General features: G+C 63.7%; 20 protein-coding genes. 10 read left to right on the plus strand and 10 right to left on the minus strand.

Annotated elements, in window-relative coordinates:
- Positions 1–215 precede the first annotated feature (215 nt).
- The gene (gene glnE / locus LPA36_RS00960) at positions 216–3,008 is read left to right on the plus strand and encodes a bifunctional [glutamate--ammonia ligase]-adenylyl-L-tyrosine phosphorylase/[glutamate--ammonia-ligase] adenylyltransferase (RefSeq protein ID WP_228874261.1); all 2,793 of its coding nucleotides are present in this window, start codon (positions 216–218) and stop codon (positions 3,006–3,008) included.
- Positions 3,009–3,061: 53 nt separating this feature from the next.
- Here the strand turns inward: glnE and recN are convergent, their stop codons facing one another.
- Both recN and LPA36_RS00970 read right to left on the minus strand, forming a co-directional pair.
- Complete coding sequence (gene recN / locus LPA36_RS00965) at positions 3,062–4,735, minus strand: DNA repair protein RecN (RefSeq protein WP_228874262.1); 1,674 nt, start codon at positions 4,733–4,735, stop codon at positions 3,062–3,064.
- 185 nt (positions 4,736–4,920) lie between these two features.
- Entirely contained in the window at positions 4,921–5,823 is a 903-nt protein-coding gene (locus LPA36_RS00970; RefSeq protein WP_228874264.1) for an NAD kinase, read from the minus strand.
- Positions 5,824–6,127: 304 nt separating this feature from the next.
- Here LPA36_RS00970 and hrcA point away from each other — a divergent pair, with 304 nt between their 5' ends.
- From hrcA to LPA36_RS01010, 8 genes are all read left to right on the plus strand, one after another.
- Positions 6,128–7,147 carry a heat-inducible transcriptional repressor HrcA gene (gene hrcA / locus LPA36_RS00975; RefSeq protein ID WP_228874266.1) on the plus strand — a complete coding sequence of 340 codons (1,020 nt, stop codon included), beginning with the start codon at positions 6,128–6,130 and terminating at the stop codon, positions 7,145–7,147.
- 164 nt (positions 7,148–7,311) lie between these two features.
- Complete coding sequence (gene hemH, locus LPA36_RS00980; RefSeq protein ID WP_228874267.1) at positions 7,312–8,391, plus strand: ferrochelatase; 1,080 nt, start codon at positions 7,312–7,314, stop codon at positions 8,389–8,391.
- 62 nt (positions 8,392–8,453) lie between these two features.
- Positions 8,454–8,861, plus strand: coding sequence for an RNA-binding S4 domain-containing protein (locus LPA36_RS00985; protein WP_228874269.1), 408 nt, complete (start codon positions 8,454–8,456; stop codon positions 8,859–8,861).
- 527 nt (positions 8,862–9,388) lie between these two features.
- Positions 9,389–9,961 (plus strand): nucleotide exchange factor GrpE, encoded by a 573-nt coding sequence (gene grpE / locus LPA36_RS00990; RefSeq protein WP_228874270.1) that lies wholly within the window; start codon positions 9,389–9,391, stop codon positions 9,959–9,961.
- 37 nt (positions 9,962–9,998) lie between these two features.
- Complete coding sequence (locus LPA36_RS00995; protein ID WP_228874272.1) at positions 9,999–10,415, plus strand: thioredoxin family protein; 417 nt, start codon at positions 9,999–10,001, stop codon at positions 10,413–10,415.
- Positions 10,416–10,568: 153 nt separating this feature from the next.
- Complete coding sequence (gene dnaK, locus LPA36_RS01000) at positions 10,569–12,524, plus strand: molecular chaperone DnaK (protein ID WP_228874273.1); 1,956 nt, start codon at positions 10,569–10,571, stop codon at positions 12,522–12,524.
- 267 nt (positions 12,525–12,791) lie between these two features.
- Complete coding sequence (gene dnaJ, locus LPA36_RS01005; RefSeq protein WP_228874274.1) at positions 12,792–13,928, plus strand: molecular chaperone DnaJ; 1,137 nt, start codon at positions 12,792–12,794, stop codon at positions 13,926–13,928.
- A 25-nt stretch (positions 13,929–13,953) separates the two neighbouring features.
- Positions 13,954–15,912: a chorismate-binding protein gene (locus LPA36_RS01010; RefSeq protein ID WP_228874276.1), complete on the plus strand. Its 1,959-nt coding sequence runs from the start codon at positions 13,954–13,956 to the stop codon at positions 15,910–15,912.
- A 65-nt stretch (positions 15,913–15,977) separates the two neighbouring features.
- Here LPA36_RS01010 and LPA36_RS29405 read toward each other — a convergent pair whose 3' ends face one another.
- The 8 genes from LPA36_RS29405 to LPA36_RS01045 form a co-directional block, all read right to left on the minus strand.
- Positions 15,978–16,112, minus strand: coding sequence for a hypothetical protein (locus LPA36_RS29405; protein WP_267478889.1), 135 nt, complete (start codon positions 16,110–16,112; stop codon positions 15,978–15,980).
- Between the two features lie 97 nt (positions 16,113–16,209).
- On the minus strand, positions 16,210–17,025 hold the full coding sequence (panB, locus tag LPA36_RS01015) for a 3-methyl-2-oxobutanoate hydroxymethyltransferase (RefSeq protein ID WP_228874277.1): 816 nt from the start codon (positions 17,023–17,025) through the stop codon (positions 16,210–16,212).
- 34 nt (positions 17,026–17,059) lie between these two features.
- Positions 17,060–17,740: a deoxynucleoside kinase gene (locus LPA36_RS01020; RefSeq protein ID WP_228874278.1), complete on the minus strand. Its 681-nt coding sequence runs from the start codon at positions 17,738–17,740 to the stop codon at positions 17,060–17,062.
- Entirely contained in the window at positions 17,737–18,285 is a 549-nt protein-coding gene (gene folK, locus LPA36_RS01025; protein WP_228874280.1) for a 2-amino-4-hydroxy-6-hydroxymethyldihydropteridine diphosphokinase, read from the minus strand. Before folK ends, LPA36_RS01020 begins: the two co-directional genes overlap by 4 nt.
- A gap of 47 nt (positions 18,286–18,332) precedes the next feature.
- On the minus strand, positions 18,333–19,928 hold the full coding sequence (pcnB, locus tag LPA36_RS01030; protein WP_228874281.1) for a polynucleotide adenylyltransferase PcnB: 1,596 nt from the start codon (positions 19,926–19,928) through the stop codon (positions 18,333–18,335).
- Positions 19,925–20,611, minus strand: a complete 687-nt coding sequence (locus tag LPA36_RS01035) for a histidinol-phosphatase (RefSeq protein ID WP_228874282.1) — start codon at positions 20,609–20,611, stop codon at positions 19,925–19,927. Before LPA36_RS01035 ends, pcnB begins: the two co-directional genes overlap by 4 nt.
- Positions 20,604–21,356, minus strand: a complete 753-nt coding sequence (gene hda, locus LPA36_RS01040) for a DnaA regulatory inactivator Hda (protein WP_228874283.1) — start codon at positions 21,354–21,356, stop codon at positions 20,604–20,606. The genes LPA36_RS01035 and hda overlap by 8 nt, the downstream gene beginning before the upstream one ends.
- Positions 21,357–21,374: 18 nt before the next feature.
- Positions 21,375–22,448 (minus strand): AI-2E family transporter, encoded by a 1,074-nt coding sequence (locus tag LPA36_RS01045; protein ID WP_228874284.1) that lies wholly within the window; start codon positions 22,446–22,448, stop codon positions 21,375–21,377.
- 95 nt (positions 22,449–22,543) lie between these two features.
- On the opposite strand from LPA36_RS01045, the gene purM reads away from it, so the two are divergent.
- Positions 22,544–23,611 (plus strand): phosphoribosylformylglycinamidine cyclo-ligase, encoded by a 1,068-nt coding sequence (purM, locus tag LPA36_RS01050; protein ID WP_228874285.1) that lies wholly within the window; start codon positions 22,544–22,546, stop codon positions 23,609–23,611.
- The last annotated feature ends 69 nt before the right edge of the window (positions 23,612–23,680 follow it).

A 23,680-nucleotide genomic window follows, 5' to 3' on the forward strand; every position in this document is an offset into this window, starting at 1 on the left:
GCGGTCTGACGATGAAATGTAACACACGGGCCAACGGCCACGGGCACTCGGTGAAACGTCCGGCCAGCAAGCCTTGCGACGCAAAACGACAACACGCGGAAGTCATTGCGAAAGCCTGGCTGCCGACTTCGCCGGATTGTTCCGGCGAGGCTGCCGGTGCTCCTTGCGTCGCGATCGATGAAGCAGAATGAAGCAACGAGCGAGCCAGACTTTAGATGACTGATCCTACCTTGATGAGTTCCGCCTGGTCGCACTATGCGGCACGTGCCGTGGCGGCCCGACCCGAACTCGCGGCGCGCGTCACGGCGCTCGCCGCTGCGCCCGTCACCCGCGCGCAGATCGATGCGCGGCTTGCCGAGCTGACTGGCACGACCGGCGCCGCGTCCGCCGCGCCGCTCACTGAAGATGCACTGAAAAAGGCGCTGCGCCAGTTGCGCACCGAGGTGTTCTGCGCCGTGATGGAACGCGACCTGTCGGGGCGCGCGGATGTCGCCGAAGTCACGGGCACGATGACCGATCTCGCCGAAGCGACGATCCAGCGCGCCCTCGCCGTGCTGTCCGCCGATCTCGAAGCGCTCTATGGCGAGCCGCGTGGCCCGGACGGCGAACGGCTCACGCTCGGTGTGGTCGGCATGGGCAAGCTGGGCGGGCGCGAACTGAACGTATCGTCGGACATCGACCTGATCTTTCTCTACGAAGAGGATGGCGAGACGGCCGGCGGGCAGCGCTCGGGAATCGCGACGCAGGATTTCTTCACGCGTCTCGGCAAACGCCTGATCGCCGCGCTCGCCGAAGTGACCGCCGATGGCTACGTCTTTCGCGTCGACATGCGGCTGCGGCCGAACGGCGATTCGGGCCCGCTCGTGTGCAGCGTCGGCATGCTCGAAGAGTATTTTTACGTGCAGGGCCGCGAATGGGAGCGCTACGCGTGGATCAAGGGCCGGCTCGTCTCGGAAGGCGGGAGCGACGCGGCGCAGCGTCTGACGAAGCAGCTTGACGCGATCGTCACGCCGTTCATCTACCGCCGGTATCTGGACTTTGGCGTGATCGCCGCGATCCGCTCGCTGCATCTGCAGATTCGCCAGGAAGCGCAGCGCCGTGCGTCGATGCGCCCCGACAAGGCCGACGACATCAAGCTCGGACGTGGCGGCATTCGCGAGATCGAGTTCAGCGCGCAGGTGTTCCAGCTGATTCGCGGCGGCCAGGACGCGGGTTTTCGCGTGCGGCCGACGCTGAAGGTGCTGCGTCATGCGGCGGCGCACGGCCTGATTGCGCCGGAGGTATGCGTCGAACTCACGCAGGCCTACCGGTTTCTGCGCGATCTCGAACACCGTCTGCAGTACCGCAACGACGCGCAGACCCACGCGATGCCCGTCGACCCCGAAGAACGCGCGCAGCTTGCAAGGACGATGGGCTTTGACGGTTACGACGCGTTGATGGCGGTGCTCGCCGGACATCGCGAGCGCGTCGAGCGGCAGTTCGACCAGATTTTCGCCGACAAGGTGAGCGGCCAGAACGGCTGCGGTGCGCCCGAGGACGGCGCGGCGGCATGGGTCTGGAGCAGCGCGCTCGACGACGAAAGCGCCGATGAAGCACTGCGGACCCGCATCGTCGAGCTGGGCGTCGAAGAGCCGGGCGAGCTGCTGGAGCGGCTGCGTGCCGTGTGGCGTTCGTCGCGATATACGGGGCTCGCCGAGCGCAGCCGGCAGCGCTTCGACATCGTGGCGCAGCGCGCGCTCGAAGCCGCCCGCACGCTAGAGCCGGCCGCGCGGCGCGGCGATACGCTCGCACGGTTCTTCGATCTGCTCGAAACGGTGAGCCGGCGCGGCGTGTACCTCGCGCTCTTGACGGAATACCCCGTGGCGCTGCATCGCGTGCTGTCGGTGCTGGGCGCTTCGCGCTGGGCGGCGGGCTACCTGATCCGGCATCCCCAGCTGCTCGACGAACTGCTCGACGACGAAGCGATCGCGAGCCCGTTCGACTGGCCTGAGTTCAAGCGGACGTTGCGCGGGCGGATCGCCGCGGCGGACGGTGTCGAGCAGCAGATGGACCTGCTGCGTCACGCGCACCAGGCCGAAGTGTTCCGCATCCTGCTGATCGATCTGGCCGGCCATCTGAGCGTCGAGCACGTGAGCGACCGGCTTTCCGAACTCGCCGATGCCGTGCTCGACGTGACACTCGAAGCAGTCTGGAAGACCGTGGCGAAGCGCCATCGCGAGGTGCCGCGCTTCGCGGTGATCGCGTACGGCAAGCTGGGTGGCAAGGAACTCGGCTACGCGTCGGACCTCGACGTGATCTTCCTGTACGACGACCCCGACGATGCCGCCGCCGACGTTTACGCCACGTTCACGCGACGCCTCATCACCTGGCTCACGATGGCGACGGGCGCGGGCACGCTCTTCGACGTCGATCTGCGCCTGCGGCCGAATGGCGAATCGGGGCTGCTCGTCACGGATCTCGATGCGTTTCGCCGCTACCAGCTGCGAGAAGGCGACGCGGCGAACACCGCGTGGGTGTGGGAGCACCAGGCGCTCTCCCGCGCACGTTATTGCGCCGGCGACGCGGAGATCGGCGCGCGCTTCGAAGCGATCCGCGTCCAGGTGCTGACGACGCCGCGCGATGCCGCGCCGCTCGCCGCGGAGATCGTCGACATGCGCTCGCGCGTCGAAGCCGGACACCCGAATCGCACCGACCTCTTCGATCTGAAGCACGATCGTGGCGGAATGGTCGATATCGAGTTCACCGTCCAGTACTGGGTGTTGCTGCACGCGGCGCGTGACCCGGAACTGATCCGCAACACGGGCAACATCGCGCTCCTGCGCGAGGTGTCGCGATTCGGGCTGATGAGCGAAGAAGAGGCGGAGACGGTCGGGGCGGCGTACCGGACGTATCGCAAGCTGCAACACCAGCTGCGGCTCGACGGTATGGAAAAGGCGCGGGTCGAGCCGGAGCGGGTTCAGGCGGAGCGGGACGCGGTGCTGGCGTTGTGGAAACGCGTGTTTGGCTAATGGAGGGTGCGGCGCGTGATGTTATTCGCGCCGCGTGACGCTGTTCGTACTATTTACGCCGTCAACATTTCCTTTGCGTGCTTGCGGGTGGTCGCCGTGATCTCGATGCCGCCGAGCATTCGCGCGACTTCCTCGATACGGCTCGACCGGTCGAGCGACGTGACGCTGCTGGTTGTGCCGCCCTTGCCATTGCCGCTCTTCGCCACCTGGAAGTGATGATCGCCGCGCGCCGCAACCTGCGGCAAATGCGTGACGCACAGCACCTGACGGTCGCGTCCCAGCTGATGCAGCAGCCGTCCGACGACTTCCGCGACGCTGCCGCCAATTCCCGTGTCCACTTCGTCGAAAATGAGCGTCGGCGTGAGGCTCGCCGCGCTTGCGATCACGGCGAGCGCAAGACTGATCCGCGCGAGCTCACCGCCCGACGCGACTTTCGCGAGCGGCCGCAGCGGAACGCCCGCGTGACCCGCGACGCGAAACTCGATCTGCTCCATGCCGTGTGCGCCGCCTTCCTGAAGCGGCACGAGCGCGACTTCGAAGCTGCCGCCCGTCATCGACAGTTCCTGCATACCTGTCGTTACCGCTGAACCGAGCGCTTTGGCGGCCTTCGCGCGCGCTTTCGACAGTATCTTTGCTTCGGCGTGGTACGCGTCTTTCGCTTTTGATTCGGCGGCGCGCAGGCTGTCGAGATCCGCGGCGGCATCGAGCGCGGCGAGTTGCGCGCGACGGGTGTCGTGTTCCTCGGGCAGCGTTTCCGGTTGCAGACGGAATTTGCGCGCCATCGAATGCAGCGCTTCAAGGCGTTTCTCGACCTGGGCGAGCCGGTCGGGATCGAGCTCGAGCCGCTGCGCGTAATGCGAAAGCGAGTAGGCCGCTTCCTGCAGCTGGATTTCGGCGGGTTCGAGCGCGGCGAGCGTGTCGTTGAGCGCGGGATCGATCTCCGCGAGACTGCGCACCTTCGAGATGATCGCGCCGAGATGCGTGATCATCGCCTCGTCGGATTCCGACAGCGCGCCGAGCGCGCCCTGCACGCCTTCGATCAGACTCGCCGAGTGCGACAGACGGTGATGTTCGGCGTTGACCTCTTCCCATTCGCCCGGCTGCGGCGCGAGCTTGTCGAGTTCGGTGAGCTGCCAGGCGAGACGTTCGCGCTCGAGTTGCAGTTCGCGATCGCGTGTCTGCGCGATTTCGACCGCCTGCGCCGCTTCGCGCCAGTTGCGCCAGGCGCGTGTGACGCTCGACGCCGTATCGAGCAGGCCGGCATGCGTGTCGAACAGTTCGCGCTGCGCGTCGGGGCGCATCAGTAACTGGTGTGCGTGCTGCCCGTGAATATCGACGAGCATTTCACCGACTTCGCGCAGCTGTGCGAGCGTGGCCGCCGTGCCGTTGATGAAAGCGCGCGAGCGGCCGTTCGAGTCGATCACCCGACGCAGCATGACCGTGCTGCCGTGGTCGTCGTCGGGGTCGGTTGCCGTGCCGAGCGCCTGCTCCTCAAGCCAGTGTTCGACCTGTGCGTGCGTTGCGAACTCGGCGGTAATGTCGGCGCGCGATTCGCCGGTGCGCACGACGCTCGCGTCGGCGCGGGCGCCGAGCGCCAGCGCGAGCGCGTCGATCAGGATCGACTTGCCCGCACCCGTTTCACCGGAGAAAACCGTAAAGCCGCTGTCGAATTCAAGATCGAGCGCCGCGACGATCACGAAGTCGCGTATCGAGAGATGGCGAAGCATGGAGTCTGGTCTGGTTAGCTGTTTTGGCGGCAAATTCGATGCGCGGATAAGGCAAAGTGTCCCTGCGCGGCGTTACGTTTTCGCGTGCTGCATTTTTGCGTCGTGGGCCGTTTGCACGGTCGTTCGCGTCGACCCGTCGGCGGGCCGCCCACGCAAACGCCCGGCGAAACGTTGACGCGGGTGATTTACGTCGGCGGATCGTCGGCGAGCGACGGGTGCTCGTTCCAGTGCAGCTTCTTGCGCAGCGTCGCGTAATAGCTGTAGCCGACCGGATGCAGGAACGGCACGGTATGGCGCGAGCGCCGGACGTCGATCGTATCGTTCAGCTCCAGCGCCGTGAACGACTGCATGTCGAAGTTCACGTTGACGTCGCGGCCCGAAATGATCTGGATGCTGACGGCGGAGTCGTCCGGAATCACGATCGGACGGTTCGACAGGGCGTGCGGCGCAATCGGCACGAGCACGAGGCCTTGCAGCTGCGGATGCAGGATTGGCCCCGCCGACGAAAGCGCGTACGCCGTCGAGCCGGTCGGCGTGGCGACGATCAGGCCGTCCGAGCGCTGGTTGTACATGAAGCGCCCGTCAACATAGACGCGCAGTTCCGCCATGCCCGAGAAACCGCTCCGGTTGACCACCACGTCGTTGAACGCCAGCGCGTGATAGATCGGCTCGCCGTCGCGCATGATGCGGGCTTCGAGCAGTGTGCGCTCTTCGCGCTCGAAACTGCCCGCCAGCATCTGCGGGACGATTTCCTGCATGTCCGAAATCGGAATATCCGTGATGAAACCCAGCCGGCCATGGTTGATGCCGATCAGCGGCGTTTGGTAGGGCGCGAGCTGGCGCCCGATGCCAAGCATCGTGCCATCGCCGCCCAGCACGACCGCGACGTCCGCGCGCGTGCCAATCTCGTCGGGACGCAGCGCCGGATAACCGGTCGCGCCGATTTCATGGGCGGTCTCCGTTTCGAACACGACGTCGAAGCCGCGGCGCGCGATGCACGACGCGAGCGCCGTCAGCGGCTCGCCGATGCCTGGCGTATTGCTGCGCCCAACTAGCGCAACGGTCTTGAACTGGCTGGTTACTTGCATGCCGGCATTACACCATAGCTGTGCGTCGAAAAGAACCTTTCACCTTGCCACCCGAACGGCGCGCTGGCCGGCATACCGGGCGGCGCGGCACTGGCACGGGCGCCTGGCGGCACCCCTGGCCGCCGGCGGGCGCAGCCGCACGGCCGGCGCGGGTTTGTCGCTAGAATGGTGAATCCCTGATGCCCAGCATGCCTCGCCGCTCGATGCCGTACCGCCGCACGCAGGTCGCCGCGCACCGGCGAGCGCTGCGAAAGGTTTTCTGATTGCTCCCTGAAGTACCGCCGTTGAGCTAAAATTTTCCGTCATGCTAGATCCTCGCGCACAAACCCTCCTCAAAACGCTGATCGAGCGCTATATCGCCGAAGGTCAGCCGGTCGGCTCGCGCACGCTTTCCCGCTATTCGGGCCTCGAGCTTAGCCCGGCGACGATCCGCAACGTGATGTCGGACCTCGAGGACCTCGGCCTTGTGATCAGCCCGCATACGTCGGCCGGACGCATTCCGACCCCGCGCGGCTATCGTCTCTTCGTCGATACGATGCTGACCGTCGAATCCGCCGCTGACGAAGAAGCGGTCATGCGCACGGTCAAGACCACGCTCCAGGGCGGCGAGCCGCAGAAAATCGTCGCCGCGGCGGCGAGCGTGCTGTCCAGCCTGTCGCAGTTCGCGGGCGTCGTGCTGACGCCGCGGCGCAGCCACGTCTTCAAGCAGATCGAATTCATGCGCCTGTCCGACAAGCGCATCCTGCTCATCATCGTGACGCCGGAAGGCGATGTGCAGAACCGCATCATGGCCACGCAGCGCGACTTCTCGCCGTCGCAGCTCGTCGAGGCCTCCAATTACATCAACGCGCACTTCGCGGGTCTCTCTTTCGACGAGGTGCGCCGGCGCCTGCGCGACGAGATCGACGAACTGCGCGGCGACATGACCACGCTGATGCACGCGGCCGTGACCGCCAGCACCGACGACACCGACACGGGCGAGACCGTGCTGATTTCGGGTGAGCGCAATCTGCTCGAAGTCGCCGACCTTTCGTCTGACATGGCACGGCTGCGCAAGCTTTTCGATGTATTTGACCAGAAGACCAGCCTCCTTCAATTGCTCGACGTATCGAGTCACGCGCAGGGCGTGCAGATTTTCATCGGCGGCGAATCGAATCTCGTGCCGATCGAAGAAATGAGCGTTGTGACCGCGCCCTACGAAGTGAACGGAAAGATTGTCGGCACGCTCGGCGTGATCGGGCCGACGCGCATGGCCTACAACCGTGTCATTCCGATCGTCGACATCACCGCGCGGCTGCTTTCGATGAGCCTCAGCCAGCAGTAACACTCCGCGTGCACTGCACTTCGCGCATCGCATGAGACACATGATGCGCGACGGCGCGCACCGCGCCAACTGGCCGGATGGCCAGGTATCGGTGGAAAACCGGGCCGCTATAATGGGCTCCACCTGAACCGTTTCCCCGCAGCACGCCACCGGGCCAACTGAATATGCGTTTCGATCTCGAGCGGCCTTCGCAGTCCGCCACGTCACATCGTGTCGCGGTGTTGCTGATCAACCTCGGCACGCCGGATGCTCCGACGCCGCGTGCCGTGCGCCGTTACCTCGCGCAGTTTCTGTCCGATCCGCGCGTGGTCGAGATTCCGGCCGTGATCTGGCAGGTGATTCTGCGTCTGTTGATCCTGCCGTTCCGCGGGCGCGCATCGGCAAAGAAATACGCGGCTGTGTGGATGCCGGAGGGTTCGCCGCTGCGTGTCCATACGGAAAAACAGGTGGAAGCGCTGCGTCACCTGCTGCATCTGAACGACTATCAGGTGATCGTCGATTACGCGATGCGCTACGGCACACCGGGCATTCCCGCGATGCTGAATCAGCTGAAACTGTCGGGCGCCGACCGTGTGCTGCTGATGCCGATGTATCCGCAGTACTCGTCGTCCACCACGGCCACGGCGTTCGACGATGCGTTCGTGGCGCTGCGGCGCATGCGCAACCAGCCGGAAATCCGCACGGTGCGTCACTATTGCGACCATCCGGCGTATATCGCGGCGCTGGCCGCGCAGGTACGTCACTACTGGCAGACGCACGGCCAGCCGGACTTCGCGAACGGCGACAAGCTGGTGCTGAGTTTTCACGGCGTGCCGAAACGCACGCTCGACCTCGGCGATCCGTATCACGAGCAATGCCAGCAGACGGGTGCGCTCCTGATGAACGCACTGCATCTGTCGCCGGTGGAATGCAGGATCACGTTCCAGTCGCGTTTTGGGCGCGCCGAGTGGCTGCAGCCCTATACGGCGCCCACATTGAAAGAGCTCGGGCTCGCAGGCGTGCGCCGGGCGGACGTGTTTTGCCCCGGTTTCACGGCGGATTGTCTGGAGACGATCGAAGAGATCGGGCTCGAGGTGCGCGACGAGTTTCTGCACGCGGGCGGCAAGGAGTTTCACCGGATCCCGTGCGTCAATGCTTCGTCGCCGTGGATCGCGGCGCTGGGTGAAATCGTCGCGCAACATCTGCAAGGCTGGCCGGTCATCCAGCCCGCGCCGGTGCAGGGCGCGGCAGTGGCTCAGGCCTGATGCTGACAACGGACCATGGATCGGGAACGGGTTGAACAACCTGTCAGAACGGAAGTGCTTCAATGAACTGCAGGATTGATACCGAACCCGGTGCGCGACTGCGCATCGACAAGTGGCTGTGGGCCGCGCGCTTCTTCAAGACGCGCTCGCTCGCGGCAGACGCGGTCGAGAAAGGGCGCGTGCGGATCGGCGGCGCGACGGTCAAGCCATCGAAGGATGTGCGGGTGGGCGACTCGGTCGAAATCCAGATCGAGCAGATTGTGTGGCAACTGGAAGTGCTGGGTATCTGCGATGTGCGCGGCCCGGCGAGCGTCGCACAGACGCTTTACGCGGAAACATCTGAAGGCAGGGAAAAGCGGCTGGCGGAGCAGGACCGGCGCAGGACATATCGTGAGCCGGCCGCCAGCATGCACGGACGGCCGACCAAACGCGACCGGCGCGTTATCGACAAACTTTCAGGTGGGGATTGAACAGGTTTTCCATCGTTTGATGCACGCCACCGTATTCCGTCGTACTTTCGTTGACGGCGCCGGACATACATATGGTCGTGGTACCTGCAATGAGTACCAGGGCGACCACCGAAATTGCAAAGGTCAGTTTCACGGTACTCCCCTGAAAGATGCGGGATGGAAACGGCGCTCGAACCGGGTGGTAAGGCAATGACAGCCGTAGTAAAGGCAGCGATCTGAAAAGAAGATTACATCTGTTAGGGTAAACGTGTCTTTTCGGACGTCTGTCTGGAGTTTAGGACAGTCGCGCATCGGGCTCAATCTCAATCTGATGACGGTCGCGTGATTGTTGTTACAGCGAGTTTCACCGCACGATCCGGGTGCAAACCGGCGTGCGAACCACGTGCGGACGGGCTTGAAAACACCAATGCGGCCCCCATCTGCACCGTCGACAAGCGGCGGCTTGTTGTGCCTGCGCAACGCCCATTCGGGCGTGCATGGAATGAAGACGCCGCAGTGCCTTTTATTTTTTAACGACTTTCAGCGACATGGAAAACACGCAAGAGAATCCGACCAGCCAGAATCCCACGCCCGCTGACGAAACCGGTCGCGCGGCCGCTGATGACGCTGCTGTCGCAGCCCAGCCTGAAGGTGTGGCGCAGGCTGAATCCGCAGATACCGCTCTCGCTGAAGCGCAGGCGAAGATTGCCGAGCTGCAGGAAAGCTTTCTGCGCGCGAAGGCTGAAACGGAGAACGTGCGCCGCCGCGGTCAGGACGACGTTGCGAAGGCGCACAAGTTCGCAATCGAAAGCTTCGCTGAGCATCTGCTGCCGGTGCTCGACAGCCTCGAGGCCGCGCTCGCGGACAACTCGGGCGACCTCGCAAAGGTCCGCGAGGGCGTCGAACTCACGCTGCGCCAGCTGACGGGCGCGCTGGAAAAGGGGCGCGTCGTTGCTCTGAATCCGGTCGGCGAGAAGTTCGACCCGCATCGCCACCAGGCCATTTCGATGGTGCCGGCCGAGCAGGAAGCGAACACCGTCGTTGCCGTGCTGCAAAAGGGTTACGTGATCGCCGACCGCGTGCTGCGTCCGGCACTCGTGACCGTCGCAGCGCCGAAGTAAGCGGCCGCCAGTTGTCCGGTTCCGCCGTCTCGTCGTCATGAGCACCGTTCCCGTCGACGCCACCGCGTTCTTCGTATTCGACATGCAGGCGTTGAGCGCCGAAACGTTCGACGCCGGACTGGCATCGGCCGGCGACGAACTGGCGGTCGTGTTCTTCTGGGGTTTCGAGTGCTTCAACTGCGAAATCGCGAAGAAGGCAATGCTGGCCCAGCCGGACGTGATTCGCGCGCTCGGGCTCAAATGGTTTCACAGCAACGTCTATGAGCACCGCGAACTGGGCCGGCGTTTCACGCTGCACGGCGTGCCGACGTGGTTCTTCTTTTACCGCGGCAAGCGCCTCGGACGGGCAACCGGCTGGCATGGCATCGGTCAGTTCGAAGCGGCAGTGGCGGCAGCGCGTGCGAAAATCCGCGCCGCTGCGCCGGGCGAAAGCAGTGCCGGGCCGGCCGATTGAAAAATATTAATGACCGCATTGCATTCAGGGTCTTGAAAACGATGCGGATGCACTTATTTTGAGTGCAGGTATGAATTGAACGCGAAAAGCGCTGCCAGTCCTCAGGCTACGGCGGGTTTTTCGCAGCGATCAAAGTTCAGGAGATCAGGAAAAATGGGCAAAATCATCGGTATTGACCTCGGCACCACGAACTCGTGCGTGGCGATCATGGAAGGCAATTCGGTCAAGGTGATCGAAAACTCGGAAGGCGCGCGCACCACGCCGTCGATCATCGCTTACATGGAAGACGGCGAGATTCTCGTCGGCGCACCGGCCAAGCGTCAGTCGGTCACGAACCCCAAGAACACGCTGTACGCAGTCAAGCGCCTGATCGGCCGCCGCTTCGAAGAAAAGGAAGTGCAGAAAGACATCGCTCTGATGCCGTACAAGATCATGAAAGCCGACAACGGCGACGCATGGGTCGAAGTGCGCGACCAGAAGCTCGCACCGCCGCAAATCTCCGCGGAAACGCTGCGCAAGATGAAGAAGACCGCTGAAGACTATCTCGGCGAGCCGGTCACCGAAGCTGTGATCACGGTTCCCGCGTACTTCAACGACAGCCAGCGTCAGGCCACGAAAGATGCCGGCCGCATTGCCGGTCTGGAAGTGAAGCGGATCATCAACGAACCGACCGCAGCGGCGCTCGCGTTCGGTCTGGACAAGGCCGAAAAGGGCGACCGCAAGATCGCCGTGTATGACCTCGGCGGCGGTACGTTCGACGTGTCGATCATCGAAATCGCCGACGTTGACGGCGAAATGCAGTTCGAAGTGCTCTCGACGAACGGCGATACGTTCCTCGGCGGTGAAGACTTCGACCAGCGCATCATCGATTACATCATTGGCGAATTCAAGAAAGAGCAGGGCGTCGACCTGTCGAAGGACGTGCTCGCGCTGCAGCGCCTGAAGGAATCGGCTGAAAAGGCGAAGATCGAGCTGTCGTCGAGCGCGCAGACCGAAATCAACCTGCCGTACATCACGGCCGACGCGTCGGGTCCGAAGCACTTGAACCTGAAAATTACGCGTGCGAAGCTCGAAGCGCTGGTTGAGGAACTGATCGAACGCACGATCGAACCGTGCCGCACGGCGATCAAGGATGCGGGCGTGAAGGTCGGCGAAATCGACGACGTGATTCTCGTCGGCGGTATGACGCGTATGCCGAAGGTGCAGGAAAAGGTGAAGGAGTTCTTCGGCAAGGACCCGCGCCGTGACGTGAACCCGGACGAAGCCGTCGCCGTGGGCGCCGCGATTCAGGGCCAGGTGCTGTCGGGCGACCGTACGGACGTGCTGCTGCTCGATGTGACTCCGCTGTCGCTCGGCATCGAAACGCTCGGCGGCGTGATGACGAAGATGATCAACAAGAACACGACGATCCCGACCAAGCACGCTCAGGTCTACTCGACGGCTGACGACAATCAGGGCGCCGTGACGATCAAGGTGTTCCAGGGCGAACGCGAAATGGCTGCGGGCAACAAGCTGCTGGGCGAGTTCAACCTCGAAGGCATTCCGCCGGCACCGCGTGGCGTGCCCCAGATCGAAGTGAGCTTCGACATCGACGCGAACGGCATTCTGCACGTCGGCGCGAAGGACAAGGCGACCGGCAAGGAAAACCGCATCACGATCAAGGCGAACTCGGGTCTGTCCGAAGCTGAAATCGAGAAGATGGTGAAGGACGCGGAAGCGAACGCGGAAGAGGATCACAAGCTGCGTGAGCTGGCCGATGCCCGCAACCAGGGTGACGCGCTCGTCCACAGCACGAAGAAGGCGCTGACCGAGTACGGCGACAAGATCGAAGCCGACGAAAAGGAAAAGATCGAAGCCGCGCTGAAGGACCTCGAAGAGACGCTGAAGAGCGGTTCGAGCGACAAGGCTGCGATCGAAGCGAAGATCGAAGCGGTGGCAACGTCGTCGCAGAAGCTGGGCGAAAAGATGTACGCCGACATGCAGGCTGCCCAGCAGGGCGCGGCAGGTGCAGCGGGCGCGGCCGGCGGTGCAGGTCAGTCGCAAGGCGGCGCGAGCCAGCCGGAAGACGACGTCGTCGACGCCGAGTTCAAGGAAGTGAAGAAGGACTAAGCCAGGTTGACCATCAACCGAAAGGCGGCGTATCGGAAGCGATGCGCCGCCCGGCTGCAAAACGGTACGTGCCTGGTTGGGCGCGTCACCGCGAGTCGAGGATGAGCGCGCCTGGCGAGCCCTTTGGGCTCTCCGGGCACATTTGTTTTATGGAGGGCGCGGCGTTTGTCCGTTATCACGGATGAAAATCGCGGCCGGACGAGTCGGAAGACTCCAGCATTCATAAGGAGCCGCCGCGCCGGATTGCGCGGCTGGCGTTGAACCGAAATGGCGAAACGGGATTACTACGAGGTTCTGGGCGTCGCAAAGAACGCGAGCGACGACGAAATCAAGAAGGCTTATCGCAAGCTCGCGATGAAGCACCACCCCGACCGCAATCCGGGCAACAAGGATGCGGAAGAGCATTTCAAGGAGGTGAAGGAAGCCTACGAAATGCTCTCGGACTCGCAAAAGCGTGCGGCGTACGACCAGTACGGCCACGCGGGCGTCGATCCGAACATGGGCGGAGGGCAACAGGGTTTCGGTGGCTTCGCCGATGCTTTCGGCGACATCTTCGGCGACATCTTCGGGCAGGCGGCCGGCGGTGCGGCACGCGGCGGCGGCCGGGCGGGCCCGCAGGTCTATCGTGGCGCCGATCTGCGCTACAGCATGGAGATCACGCTCGAGCAGGCCGCGCACGGCTACGACACGCAGATTCGCGTGCCGAGCTGGGTCTCGTGTGAAATCTGTCATGGCTCAGGCGCGAAACCGGGCACCAAGCCGGAAACCTGCCCGACCTGTAACGGTTCGGGCGCGGTGCGGATGTCGCAGGGTTTCTTCAGCATCCAGCAGACCTGTCCGAAGTGCCACGGCACCGGCACCTATATTCCTGAGCCTTGCACGCACTGCCATGGCGCAGGCAAGACCAAGGAAACCAAGACGCTGGAAGTGAAGATTCCGGCCGGTATCGACGACGGCATGCGCATTCGTTCGGCCGGCAACGGCGAACCGGGTATCAACGGCGGCCCGTCGGGCGATCTGTACGTCGAGATTCACATCAAGCAGCACACGGTGTTCGAGCGCGACGGCGACGACCTGCATTGCCAGATGCCGATTCCGTTCACGACGGCGGCGCTCGGCGGCGAAATCGAAGTGCCGACGCTGGCGGGCCGTGCGAGCTTCACGGTGCCGGAAGGCACGCAGTCGGGCAAGACGTTCCGTCTGCGTAGCAAGGGCATCAAGGGTTTGCGTTCGAGCATCGCGGGTGATCTTTACGTGCACGTGCAGGTTGAAACACCGGTCAAGCTCACTGAAGGTCAGCGCGAGATCCTGCAGCAGTTCGAGAAGTCGCTCGTCGAGGGCGGCGCGCGGCACAGTCCGCAAAGCAAGAGCTGGTTTGACCGGGTGAAGAGCTTCTTCGATTAACGGAAGGCTGAGGTTGGCGGTACCCATGGTGACTGACGAACGCGACGCCGTGTTCGCGTTGCTCGACGACTGCGACTCGACGGCAGGACATCGCGCGAGTCGTCTGTATACGGGTTTTGTGCGCGAGCGCGCGTGCACGGATGCCGGCGCGCTCGATACAGTGTGCGACGCCGTCGCGGCGGATCTGCGCGACGGTTTGCACGCTGTGGTACTCGGCGACTACGAATTCGGCCGGAATCTGGTGCTTCAGGATTCCGTCCGGTTGAAAAAAACGCAGTGTGGCGATGCCACGCTGCGTTTTTTATTGTTCGAACGATGCGAAAAGCATTCGCACGACGAAGTCGATGCGTGGCTTGTCGCGCGAGACGGCGGCGCGAAGGAGCCATCGATGGCGGGCGTTGGCGGCATGCGTGAAAGCGTCGACGAAGTCGAATTCGACCAGGCCATAGCCAGCATCCACGAAGCGTTGCGTGCCGGCGATTCGTATCAGGTCAACTACACGTACCGGCTCGATTTTGACGTGTTCGGTTCGCCATTCGCGCTGTATCGACGGTTGCGGGCGCGGCAACCGGTGCGCTATGGCGCGCTGATCGCGTTGCCGGGCGACCGGTGGGTGCTGTCGTGCTCGCCGGAGCTCTTCGTCGAAAAGGAAGGGCGCACGCTGCACGCGCGGCCGATGAAAGGCACGGCGCCGCGCTCGCCCGATCCGCTGGCCGATCGGCATCTCGCCGAATTCCTCGCGAACGACCCCAAGAACCGTGCCGAAAACGTGATGATCGTCGACCTGCTGCGAAACGATCTGTCGCGGGTCGCCGAGACCGGCTCGGTGAAGGTGCCGGCACTCTTCACCGTCGAGCCTTATGCGTCGGTGTGGCAGATGACGTCGACCGTCGAGGCGCGTTTGCGTGCGCATACGTCGTTTGCCGATATCATCCGCGCGCTCTTTCCGTGCGGCTCGATTACCGGCGCGCCGAAGCATCAGACCATGCAGTTGATCGACGCACTCGAAAGCACGCCACGCGGTCTTTACACCGGCGCGATCGGCTGGCTCGATGCGCGTGCTTCTTCGTCTTCGCAGGCGGCTGGCGTGACAGATCCAGCGAATGTCGCCGCGCCGGTGACGGGCGAAGCCGCTGCGCCAGCTCCAGACGCAGAAGACATCTGCGGCAACTTTTGCCTTTCGGTCGCGATCCGCACGTTGACGCTCGACGCGTCCGCACAAGCCGGCGAGCGCCACGGCAAACTGGGCATTGGCGCGGGCATCGTGCTCGACAGTGTCGCCGCCGACGAATACGTGGAGTGCCGGTTGAAAGCACGGTTTTTGACGGAGTCCGACCCGGGCGTCCAGTTATTCGAAACGATGTATGCGACACGCGAGAGCGGCGTGCGACATCTCGATCGCCATCTGGCGCGCATCGGTGCAAGCGCGCGGTATCTCGGCTTCGCTTTCGATGAAGCAGCCGCGCGTGAACAGATAGCTGCGGAGAGTTCGCAACTAACGGCAGAAACGCCACATCGCATGCGACTGGCAGTCGACAAGCGGGGCGCGACGCAACTCACCGCCGCGTTGCTGGCGCCTCTGAAAGGCGACGTCGTGGGGGTGCTGTTTGCGCTCGATTACGGTTACACCGCAATGGAGTCGGGCGACGCGCTGCTGCACCACAAGACGACGCGCCGCGCGGAATATGACCGTGCGTGGCACGAAGCGGAGTCGAAGGGCGCCTTCGACATGCTGTTTTTCAACGAGCGCGGCGAACTGACGGAAGGTGGCCGCACGACGGTCTTCGTCAAGCTGGACGGGCGGTGGTGGACGCCGCCGCTGTCGTCGGGTGTGCTGCCGGGGGTGATGCGTGGCGTGCTGCTCGAGGACACCGTCATGCAGCCCGCCGAGCGCGTTCTTGTACGCTCCGACGTCGAGAATGCCGAAGCGTTGATGCTCTGCAACGCGTTGCGCGGAGCGGTAGCGGCGAAGCTCGTCGTCTGAGCAACCCAACCGGCAACTGGCGGGGCCTCGCGCAATACGCTGCGGGCGCGCTGCGCGCAGCCGGCTCAGACGTGATCGTGATGAAAGAGCCTCAGAACCCAGCTGGTGAAGCGCCAGTGAGGCGCCGGCGCCGGCACGTCGTGCGGCACGGTCGAATGTTCGCGAATTCCGGCAATGTCGATCAGGCAGAAGGGGCTCATGATGGTCTCCGTCATCCCGCGACAGCGTCGCGTTAAGGACAGGACGAAGACTCGACCCGGCATTTGCAACACGTGATGCAAACGCCTGCCGCCGCCTTTAAAACGTATGCTCGGGTCCCGGGAACGAGCTGTCTTTCACGGCCCGCACATACGCCTCGACCGCAGCAAAAATCCCCGTCTGGCCCTGCATGAAGTCTTTCACGAAACGCGGCCGCTTGCCGGGGAAAATGCCGAGCATGTCATGCAGCACCAGCACCTGCCCCGAGCAGTCGAGCCCCGCACCGATACCGATCGTCGGGATTTTCAGCTGCTGGGTGACTTCCGATCCGAGCAGCGCTGGCACCGCTTCGATCACGATCAGTTGCGCGCCGGCATCCTGAACGGCACGCGAATCGCGAAGCAACTGGCTCGCGCCTGCGTCCGTCTTGCCCTGCACCTTGAAGCCGCCGAACGCGTGCACCGATTGCGGGGTGAGCCCGACGTGCGCGCACACTGGAATCGAACGATCGACGAGAAAGCGTATGGTGTCCGCCAGCCATTCGCCGCCTTCGAGCTTCACCATCTGCGCGCCATCGCGCATCAGCTTGACGGAACTCTCGAACGCTTCGGCCGGTGTGCCGTAGGTGCCAAACGGCAGATCGGCGACGATCAGTGCGGAAGGCTTGGCCCGCGCAACGCAGGCCGTGTGGTAGGCGATGTCTTCGAGCGTGACAGGCAGCGTCGTCGAGTGACCCTGCAGCACGTTGCCGAGCGAATCGCCGATCAGCAGCACGTCGACGCCCGCGCGATCTAGCAGTGACGCGAAGCTCGCGTCGTAGCAGGTGAGCATGGCGATTCGGTCGCCGGCTTCGCGCATGGCCTGCAGTTTCGGCACGGTAACGGCACTGCGGCTCGTTTCCTGCAAATAAGTCATGACAGTCCGTGGAAAAAAAGGAGAGCGACGCCGCTTACAGCGACGTGCCTTTGACAAAGAATTCCTTGCGACCGCGCATCGATTCCATGCGTTCGATCAGAAGTGCAAGGTCCGCGTCCGACTCGAGCGGATTCAGATGTTCAGCGTTCACCGTCAGCACAGGTGCGCCGTCATAGTGATAGAAAAATTCATTGTATGCGTCGCACAGCGCGCGCAGATAGGCATCGGAAATCTGCAGTTCCATCGGTACCGCGCGCTTCTGGATGCGCGAAAACAGCACCTCCGGGCTCGCCTGCAGATACACGACCATATCCGGCGCAGGCCCCGATGCGTCGACGCGCGCCGCGAGCGAACGGTACAGTTGCCATTCGTCGTCCGGCAGCGTGAGACGCGCGAACACGTCGTTCTTCTGCGTCATGAAATCGGCGATGAGCGGCGTACCGGCGGACCAGGCCGCCGCGATGTCGCGCACCTGCTGCGCCCGCTGCAACGCGAAATGAAGCTGTGTCTGCAGCGCAAAGCGCGACGTGTCGCGATAAAAACGTTCGAGAAACGGGTTTTCCTGCGGCCGTTCGTAGATCGCGTGCATCGACCAGCGCTCCGCGAGCCGGTTCACGAGCGACGTCTTGCCGACGCCAATCGGGCCTTCGATCGCAAGATAGCGGAACGGCGATCTCAGATCCGGCGCGACGACGGTGAGCGGCGTGGAATTCATCGGCAACCGCCTTTGGACGATTCTGCCTTGTTCCCCGTCAGCGCACCGAGCACCGGGCACTGACACGGTGACTTCATCTTTTCGATGCGCTGTGACGCGACCGCTTCAAGAAATGCGTCGGCGCGGCCATGCTGCGGAATGATCAGCGTCGGGTCGATTTCGACGAGCGGGACGAGCACGAACGCACGCTCCGTGAGACGGGGATGCGGCACGATCAGATCCGGCTCGTCGATGCAGTGGTCGCCGAAAAGCAGGATGTCGAGATCGAGTGTGCGCGGGGCGTTACGAAAGGGACGCTCCCGGCCGAAGTGATGCTCGATCGTGTGACACAGCGCGAGCAGATGGCGCACGGGGAGCGTCGTATCGATCTTCACGACGCAGTTGAAATAGTCGTCGCCACCCGCGTCGATCGGGGCGGTGCGATACATGCTCGACTTGGCGAGCACGGCAATGGTGTGCTGTTGTGCGAGACACACAACAGCGTCTTTCAGGGTCTGGCGCGCGTCCCCGAGATTCGCGCCGAGGCCGAGATAGGCAACCGTCATGGCATAACTTCCTGCGACTTATGTTCGACGGCGTGTGCCGGAAGCGGTCAGTCTTCGTGCGGGCCGTGATGGCTCGCATCGCTGGCTTCTTGCGTTCCTGCGGTCGTGCCGCCCTCCATTCCGTCACCCGGTTTGCGGCTTCTGGCGCCACTGCTGCGCCGCCGTCGTTTTCTGGGTGCCCGGTCCTTCCCGCCTTGCGAAAGCAATGCCTCACGCGCGGCGATGTCTCCATCGATGAACTCCGTCCACCACTGACCGACCGACTCATCGAGTTCGCCCGATTCGCAGCGTAACAGGAGGAAATCATACCCTGCTCTAAATCTTTGGTGTTCCAGCAGCTTCAGCGCCCCGCGGCCCGAGCGTTTTTCGAGGCGCAGCTGCAGACCCCAGATCTCGCGCATATCCGACGAGAAGCGCTTGTGGATCGCGAGTTTCTCGGTCTGCATGTCGAGCACGTCGTCCATCGCGCGGTGCAGCGCGGGCACCGGATATTCGCCCTTTGCCTCGAATTGCTGCCAGCGTTGCTGCATGTCGTGCCACAGCAGCGTGGCGAACAGGAAGCCCGGTGAAACCGGCTTGCCGGCGCGTACGCGGTCGTCGGTATTGGTGAGCGCGAGCGTGATGAATTTCTCGCCCTGCGGCTGTTCGAGCACGACGTCCAGCAGCGGCAGCAGCCCGTGATGCAGGCCTTCCTTGCGCAGACGCGTCAGGCATGCGAGCGCGTGACCGGACAGCAGCAGCTTCAGCATTTCGTCGAAGAGGCGGGCCGCCGGTACGTTGTTGATCAGATCGGCCATTTCGGCGATCGGCGCACGCGTGTTGTCTTCGATCTCGAAGCCGAGCTTCGCGGCGAAACGCACCACGCGCAGCATACGCACCGGATCTTCGCGGTACCGGGTGGCCGGATCGCCGATCATGCGCAGCAACCGCGCGCGCATGTCGGCCATGCCGTTGTGATAATCGAGCACCGTCTGCGTAGCCGGGTCGTAGTACATCGCGTTGATCGTGAAATCGCGGCGCGTGGCGTCTTCGTGCTGCTCGCCCCAGACGTTGTCGCGCAGCACGCGCCCGCTCGCGTCGACCGCGTGGGTGCGGCGGTCGAGCTCGTCGCGCTTCAGGCGGCGCGGCGGTGCGGCATCCGCCGCGGGCGGATCGACCAGGGCGCGGAACGTCGAGGTTTCGATGATTTCCTGGCCGAACTGCACGTGCACGATCTGGAAACGCCGGCCGATGATGCGCGCACGGCGAAAGAGCTTCTGCACCTGATCGGGCGTGGCATCGGTCGCGACGTCGAAGTCTTTCGGCGCAATGCCGAGCAGCAGGTCACGTACCGCGCCGCCGACGATAAACGCACGGTGGCCCGCCTGCTGCAACCCTTCGGTCACGCGGATCGCGTTCTTCGAGATCAACGACGGATCGATGCCGTGAATGTCGGACGAGATGATGACAGGCACGTCCGGGTCGGACACCGCCTTTGCGCCCGCGGCCCGCGCCGGCTTGCGGCGGGTTTTCGTGGCCGGACCGGCCGCCGTGCCGCGGCCCGCGCGGGTGCCAGCGGGTTCGTCTGCCTCTGGCGGCTCGGTAGCAGCGTCAGCGGGTGCCGGATCCTGTCCGAACAGCTTGCGAATGAATTTTTTGATCACGTGGGTTGAAAGAGTTCGAGGATGCGCCAGCCTTTGGCCTGCGCATGGGCGCGCAAGGTGTCGTCGGGATTGGTCGCGATCGGGTCGGTGACTTTTTCGAGCAGCGGGATATCGTTGTGCGAATCGCTGTAGAAATAGCTGCGCTCAAAATCCGACCATGTCTTGCCGAGCGAAGTCAGCCACGCTTCGGTACGGACAATCTTGCCTTCCTTGTAGCTGGGCGTGCCAGTCGGCCGTCCGGTGTAGTCCGAATGCGGATGACCGTCGACGGTTTCCGCTTCGCACGCGATCAGCTTGTCCACGCCAAAGACTTCGGCGATCGGCGCGGTGATGAATTCGTTCGTCGCAGTGACCATGCAGCACAGGTCGCCTGCGTCGCGATGCACGCGCACGAGTTCGAGCGCGGCCGGCACGATCGCGGGCTTGATCACTTCGTGCATGTACTGCTGGTGAAACGCGGCCAGCTGCGCGCGCGAGTATTTCGACAGCGGCGTGAGCATCGCGATCAGATACGCGTGGATGTCGAGCCGGCCGGTCTTGTAGTCGGCAAAAAAGCGGTCGTTTTCACGCGCGAAGTTTTCAGCATCGACCATGCCGTGCTTCACCATGAAGCGCCCCCATTCGTGGTCGCTGTCAGTGGGAATGAGCGTGTGATCGAGATCAAAGAGTGCGAGGTTAGTCATGGGGGCCCATTTTACTTGAAGCGGATGATGACGGAGCCGTTCGCGGGTCCGCGCCGCTCTCGGGCGACGCGAGCATGGTGCGCAACAGCGGCAGGGTGACCGCGCGCTTCTGTTCGAGCGAGAAGCGGTCGAGCGCGTCGAGAAGTGCCATCAGGCTCGGCATGTCGCGGCGAAAGTGCGTGAGCAGGTAAGCCGGGACGTCGTCAGCGAGCGCGATGCCGCGTTCGCGCGCGGCGTACTTGAGCACGGCCGCCTTGCCTTCGTCGGGTAGCGGCGCAAGGTGGAACACGAGACCCCAGCCAAGCCGCGTGCGCAGGTCTTCGCGCACCGCGAGGCCCATCGGCGCGGCGTTGCCGGTCGCGACCAGCGCGCTGGTGGGATGCGCGCGCACTTCGTTGAAGAGATTGAAGAGCGCAATCTGCTGCGCGCTGGAGAGGCCGTCGCAGTCGTCGATCGCGTAGAGCGCGACGCGCGGGTCGAACGCGAACGCCGCGAGGCCGCTTTGCGGGCTCACGAAACGGGCGGACCCGGGCTGCGCGTTCTCCACCAGTGCCTTGAGCAGATGGCTGCGGCCGCTGCCGGTTTCGCCCCAGACGTAGAACGTCCGGTCGGCGACCGGGCCGACCGCGAGCGCGCCTTCGAGCTCACGCAGGCGCGTGACCAGCTCGGCGTTGCTGCCGGCGAAGAAATTGTCGAATGTCGATGGCGGTGGGGTGCCGAGATCGAGCGTCAGTTGACGAAGCACAATAAAAACCGGAGTCAGTTACTTGTAAAGCGCGCTGGCCAGATAGCCGGCGCGCATTTCGCGCAGTGCGACCGACAGGATCGCACTGACAGGCAATGCGAGCAGCACGCCAAAAAAACCAAACAGCTGCCCGAACGCGAGCAGCGCGAAAATCACCGCGAGCGGATGCATGCCGATGCGCTCGCCGACGAGCCGTGGCGTCAGGATAAAGCTTTCGAGAAACTGCCCGACGCCATACACGAGCGCCACCGCGCCGAGGCCATACCAGTCGCCGAACTGCAGTGCGCCGGCGACGAGCGCGAGAATCAGACCGGTTGCAAAGCCGATATACGGGATAAATACGGCGAGGCCGGTGAAGATGCCAACCGGCAGCGCGATCTCGAAGCCCGCGATGAAGAGCGCGACCGCATAGTACACGGCGAGCACCGCCATCACGAGCAACTGGCCGCGCAGGTACTGCGAGAGCATGCGGTCCATGTCTGTGGCGAGCTGGATTGTCTTGTCGAACCAGCGGCGCGGAATGACGACCTTGACGCGGGCAACCATTGCGTTCCAGTCGTACAGCAGATAGAACAGGACGAGCGGCACCATCACGACATTGCCGACGACCGAGATCATCACGTTGCTGCTGGTGCGAATCGAGGTCCACGCGTAGAGCGCGACGGTCTGCGCGCTGCCTTCCATCTGGCCCATCACCAGATCGCGCACGCTTGCGAAATCGAGCGTCTCGGTGACGCCCATCAGCGCGAGTTTCGGCTGCAGCCAGTCATGCGCGTGCGAGAAAAACCGCGGCACCTGCTGCTTCAGTTGCGGACTTTCCTTCTGCACGACGACCAGCACGAGCAGCAGGAGCGCGGTCATCAGCAGCGCGAAGATCAGGATCATCAGCAACGCGGCGACGCCGCGCGGCACGCGCCGGCGCACGAGCCACGCCACGCCCGGCTGCAGGATGTACGCGAGAATCGCGCCGAGCAGGAACGGCGTGAGGACCGGGCTCAACAGCCACAACAGGATGCCGAGCCCGAGCGCAATGGCGACCCAGATGAAGGCTTGACGCTGGTACGGCGTCAGAACAGGCGAATTCTGCTGCAAGGCGGGTTTTCCAGGGGGCGTCCGAATGGATGAATTCCAGCCTGACGGCCGGCATCGGGTAAAATCGCATTTTACCGACCTTCGAGCTCTGCCCCATGAATCAACCGAAATCCGCGCCGAATTCAACTGATTCGGCCCAAGGCCTGTCGTATCGCGACGCCGGCGTGGACATCGACGCGGGCGACGCCCTTGTCGACGCGATCAAGCCCTTTGCCAAAAAGACCTTGCGCGACGGCGTGCTGGGCGGCATCGGTGGATTCGGTGCGCTCTTCGAAGTGCCGAAAAAATACAAGGAGCCGGTGCTCGTTTCGGGCACCGACGGCGTCGGCACGAAGCTCAAGCTGGCGTTTCAGCTGAACAAACACGACACCGTCGGCCAGGATCTCGTCGCGATGAGCGTCAATGACATCCTCGTGCAGGGCGCCGAGCCGCTGTTCTTCCTCGATTACTTCGCGTGCGGCAAGCTGGACGTCGCGACCGCCGCGACGGTCGTGAAGGGCATCGCGCAGGGCTGCGAGCTGGCTGGTTGCGCGTTGATCGGCGGCGAAACGGCGGAAATGCCGGGCATGTACCCGGACGGCGAATACGATCTGGCCGGTTTTGCGGTCGGCGCGGTCGAAAAGAGCAAGATTATCGACGGCAGCACGATTGCCCCGGGCGACGTGGTGCTGGGTCTGGCATCGAGCGGCATCCATTCGAACGGCTTCTCGCTGGTGCGCAAGATCATCGAGCGCGCGAATCCGGATCTGAACGCCGATTTCGATGGCCGCTCGCTCGCCGATGCGCTGATGGCGCCGACGCACATCTACGTGAAGCCGCTGCTCTCGCTGATGCAGACCATCGCCGTGAAGGGCATGGCGCACATCACGGGCGGCGGCCTCGTCGAAAACATTCCGCGTGTGCTGCGCGAAGGCCTCACGGCCGAACTGGATCACCGCGCATGGCCGCTGCCGCCGCTTTTCGGCTGGCTGCAGAAGCATGGCGGCGTGGCGGACGCGGAAATGCATCGCGTGTTCAACTGCGGCATCGGGATGGCTGTGATCGTGTCCGCTGCCGATGCTGAACAGGCGATTGGCCTGCTGTCCGCTGCGGGCGAACAGGTGTGGAAGATCGGCACCGTGCGTCAGAGCAAGGAAGGCGAGGCACAGACTGTCGTTGTCTGATTGCGCTGATCTGACTGCCGTGAAAAAAGCCGTCTGACTTGTATCAGGCGGCTTTTTTATTGCCCATCG

Source organism: Paraburkholderia saeva (assembly GCF_907164555.1).
Classification (GTDB): Bacteria; Pseudomonadota; Gammaproteobacteria; order Burkholderiales; family Burkholderiaceae; genus Paraburkholderia; species Paraburkholderia saeva.

Coding starts and splice junctions, on each gene's coding strand:
- hemH (WP_228874267.1), top strand. CDS start 7,312: ATGCGTTTCGATCTCGAGCGGCCTTCGCAGTCCGCCACGTCACATCGT.
- panB (WP_228874277.1), bottom strand. CDS start 17,025: ATGACTTATTTGCAGGAAACGAGCCGCAGTGCCGTTACCGTGCCGAAA.
- LPA36_RS00985 (WP_228874269.1), top strand. CDS start 8,454: ATGAACTGCAGGATTGATACCGAACCCGGTGCGCGACTGCGCATCGAC.
- LPA36_RS29405 (WP_267478889.1), bottom strand. CDS start 16,112: ATGAGCCCCTTCTGCCTGATCGACATTGCCGGAATTCGCGAACATTCG.
- grpE (WP_228874270.1), top strand. CDS start 9,389: ATGGAAAACACGCAAGAGAATCCGACCAGCCAGAATCCCACGCCCGCT.
- LPA36_RS01035 (WP_228874282.1), bottom strand. CDS start 20,611: ATGACTAACCTCGCACTCTTTGATCTCGATCACACGCTCATTCCCACT.
- purM (WP_228874285.1), top strand. CDS start 22,544: ATGAATCAACCGAAATCCGCGCCGAATTCAACTGATTCGGCCCAAGGC.
- LPA36_RS01010 (WP_228874276.1), top strand. CDS start 13,954: ATGGTGACTGACGAACGCGACGCCGTGTTCGCGTTGCTCGACGACTGC.
- hrcA (WP_228874266.1), top strand. CDS start 6,128: ATGCTAGATCCTCGCGCACAAACCCTCCTCAAAACGCTGATCGAGCGC.
- LPA36_RS00970 (WP_228874264.1), bottom strand. CDS start 5,823: ATGCAAGTAACCAGCCAGTTCAAGACCGTTGCGCTAGTTGGGCGCAGC.
- LPA36_RS01020 (WP_228874278.1), bottom strand. CDS start 17,740: ATGAATTCCACGCCGCTCACCGTCGTCGCGCCGGATCTGAGATCGCCG.
- dnaK (WP_228874273.1), top strand. CDS start 10,569: ATGGGCAAAATCATCGGTATTGACCTCGGCACCACGAACTCGTGCGTG.
- glnE (WP_228874261.1), top strand. CDS start 216: ATGACTGATCCTACCTTGATGAGTTCCGCCTGGTCGCACTATGCGGCA.
- recN (WP_228874262.1), bottom strand. CDS start 4,735: ATGCTTCGCCATCTCTCGATACGCGACTTCGTGATCGTCGCGGCGCTC.
- dnaJ (WP_228874274.1), top strand. CDS start 12,792: ATGGCGAAACGGGATTACTACGAGGTTCTGGGCGTCGCAAAGAACGCG.
- LPA36_RS00995 (WP_228874272.1), top strand. CDS start 9,999: ATGAGCACCGTTCCCGTCGACGCCACCGCGTTCTTCGTATTCGACATG.
- folK (WP_228874280.1), bottom strand. CDS start 18,285: ATGACGGTTGCCTATCTCGGCCTCGGCGCGAATCTCGGGGACGCGCGC.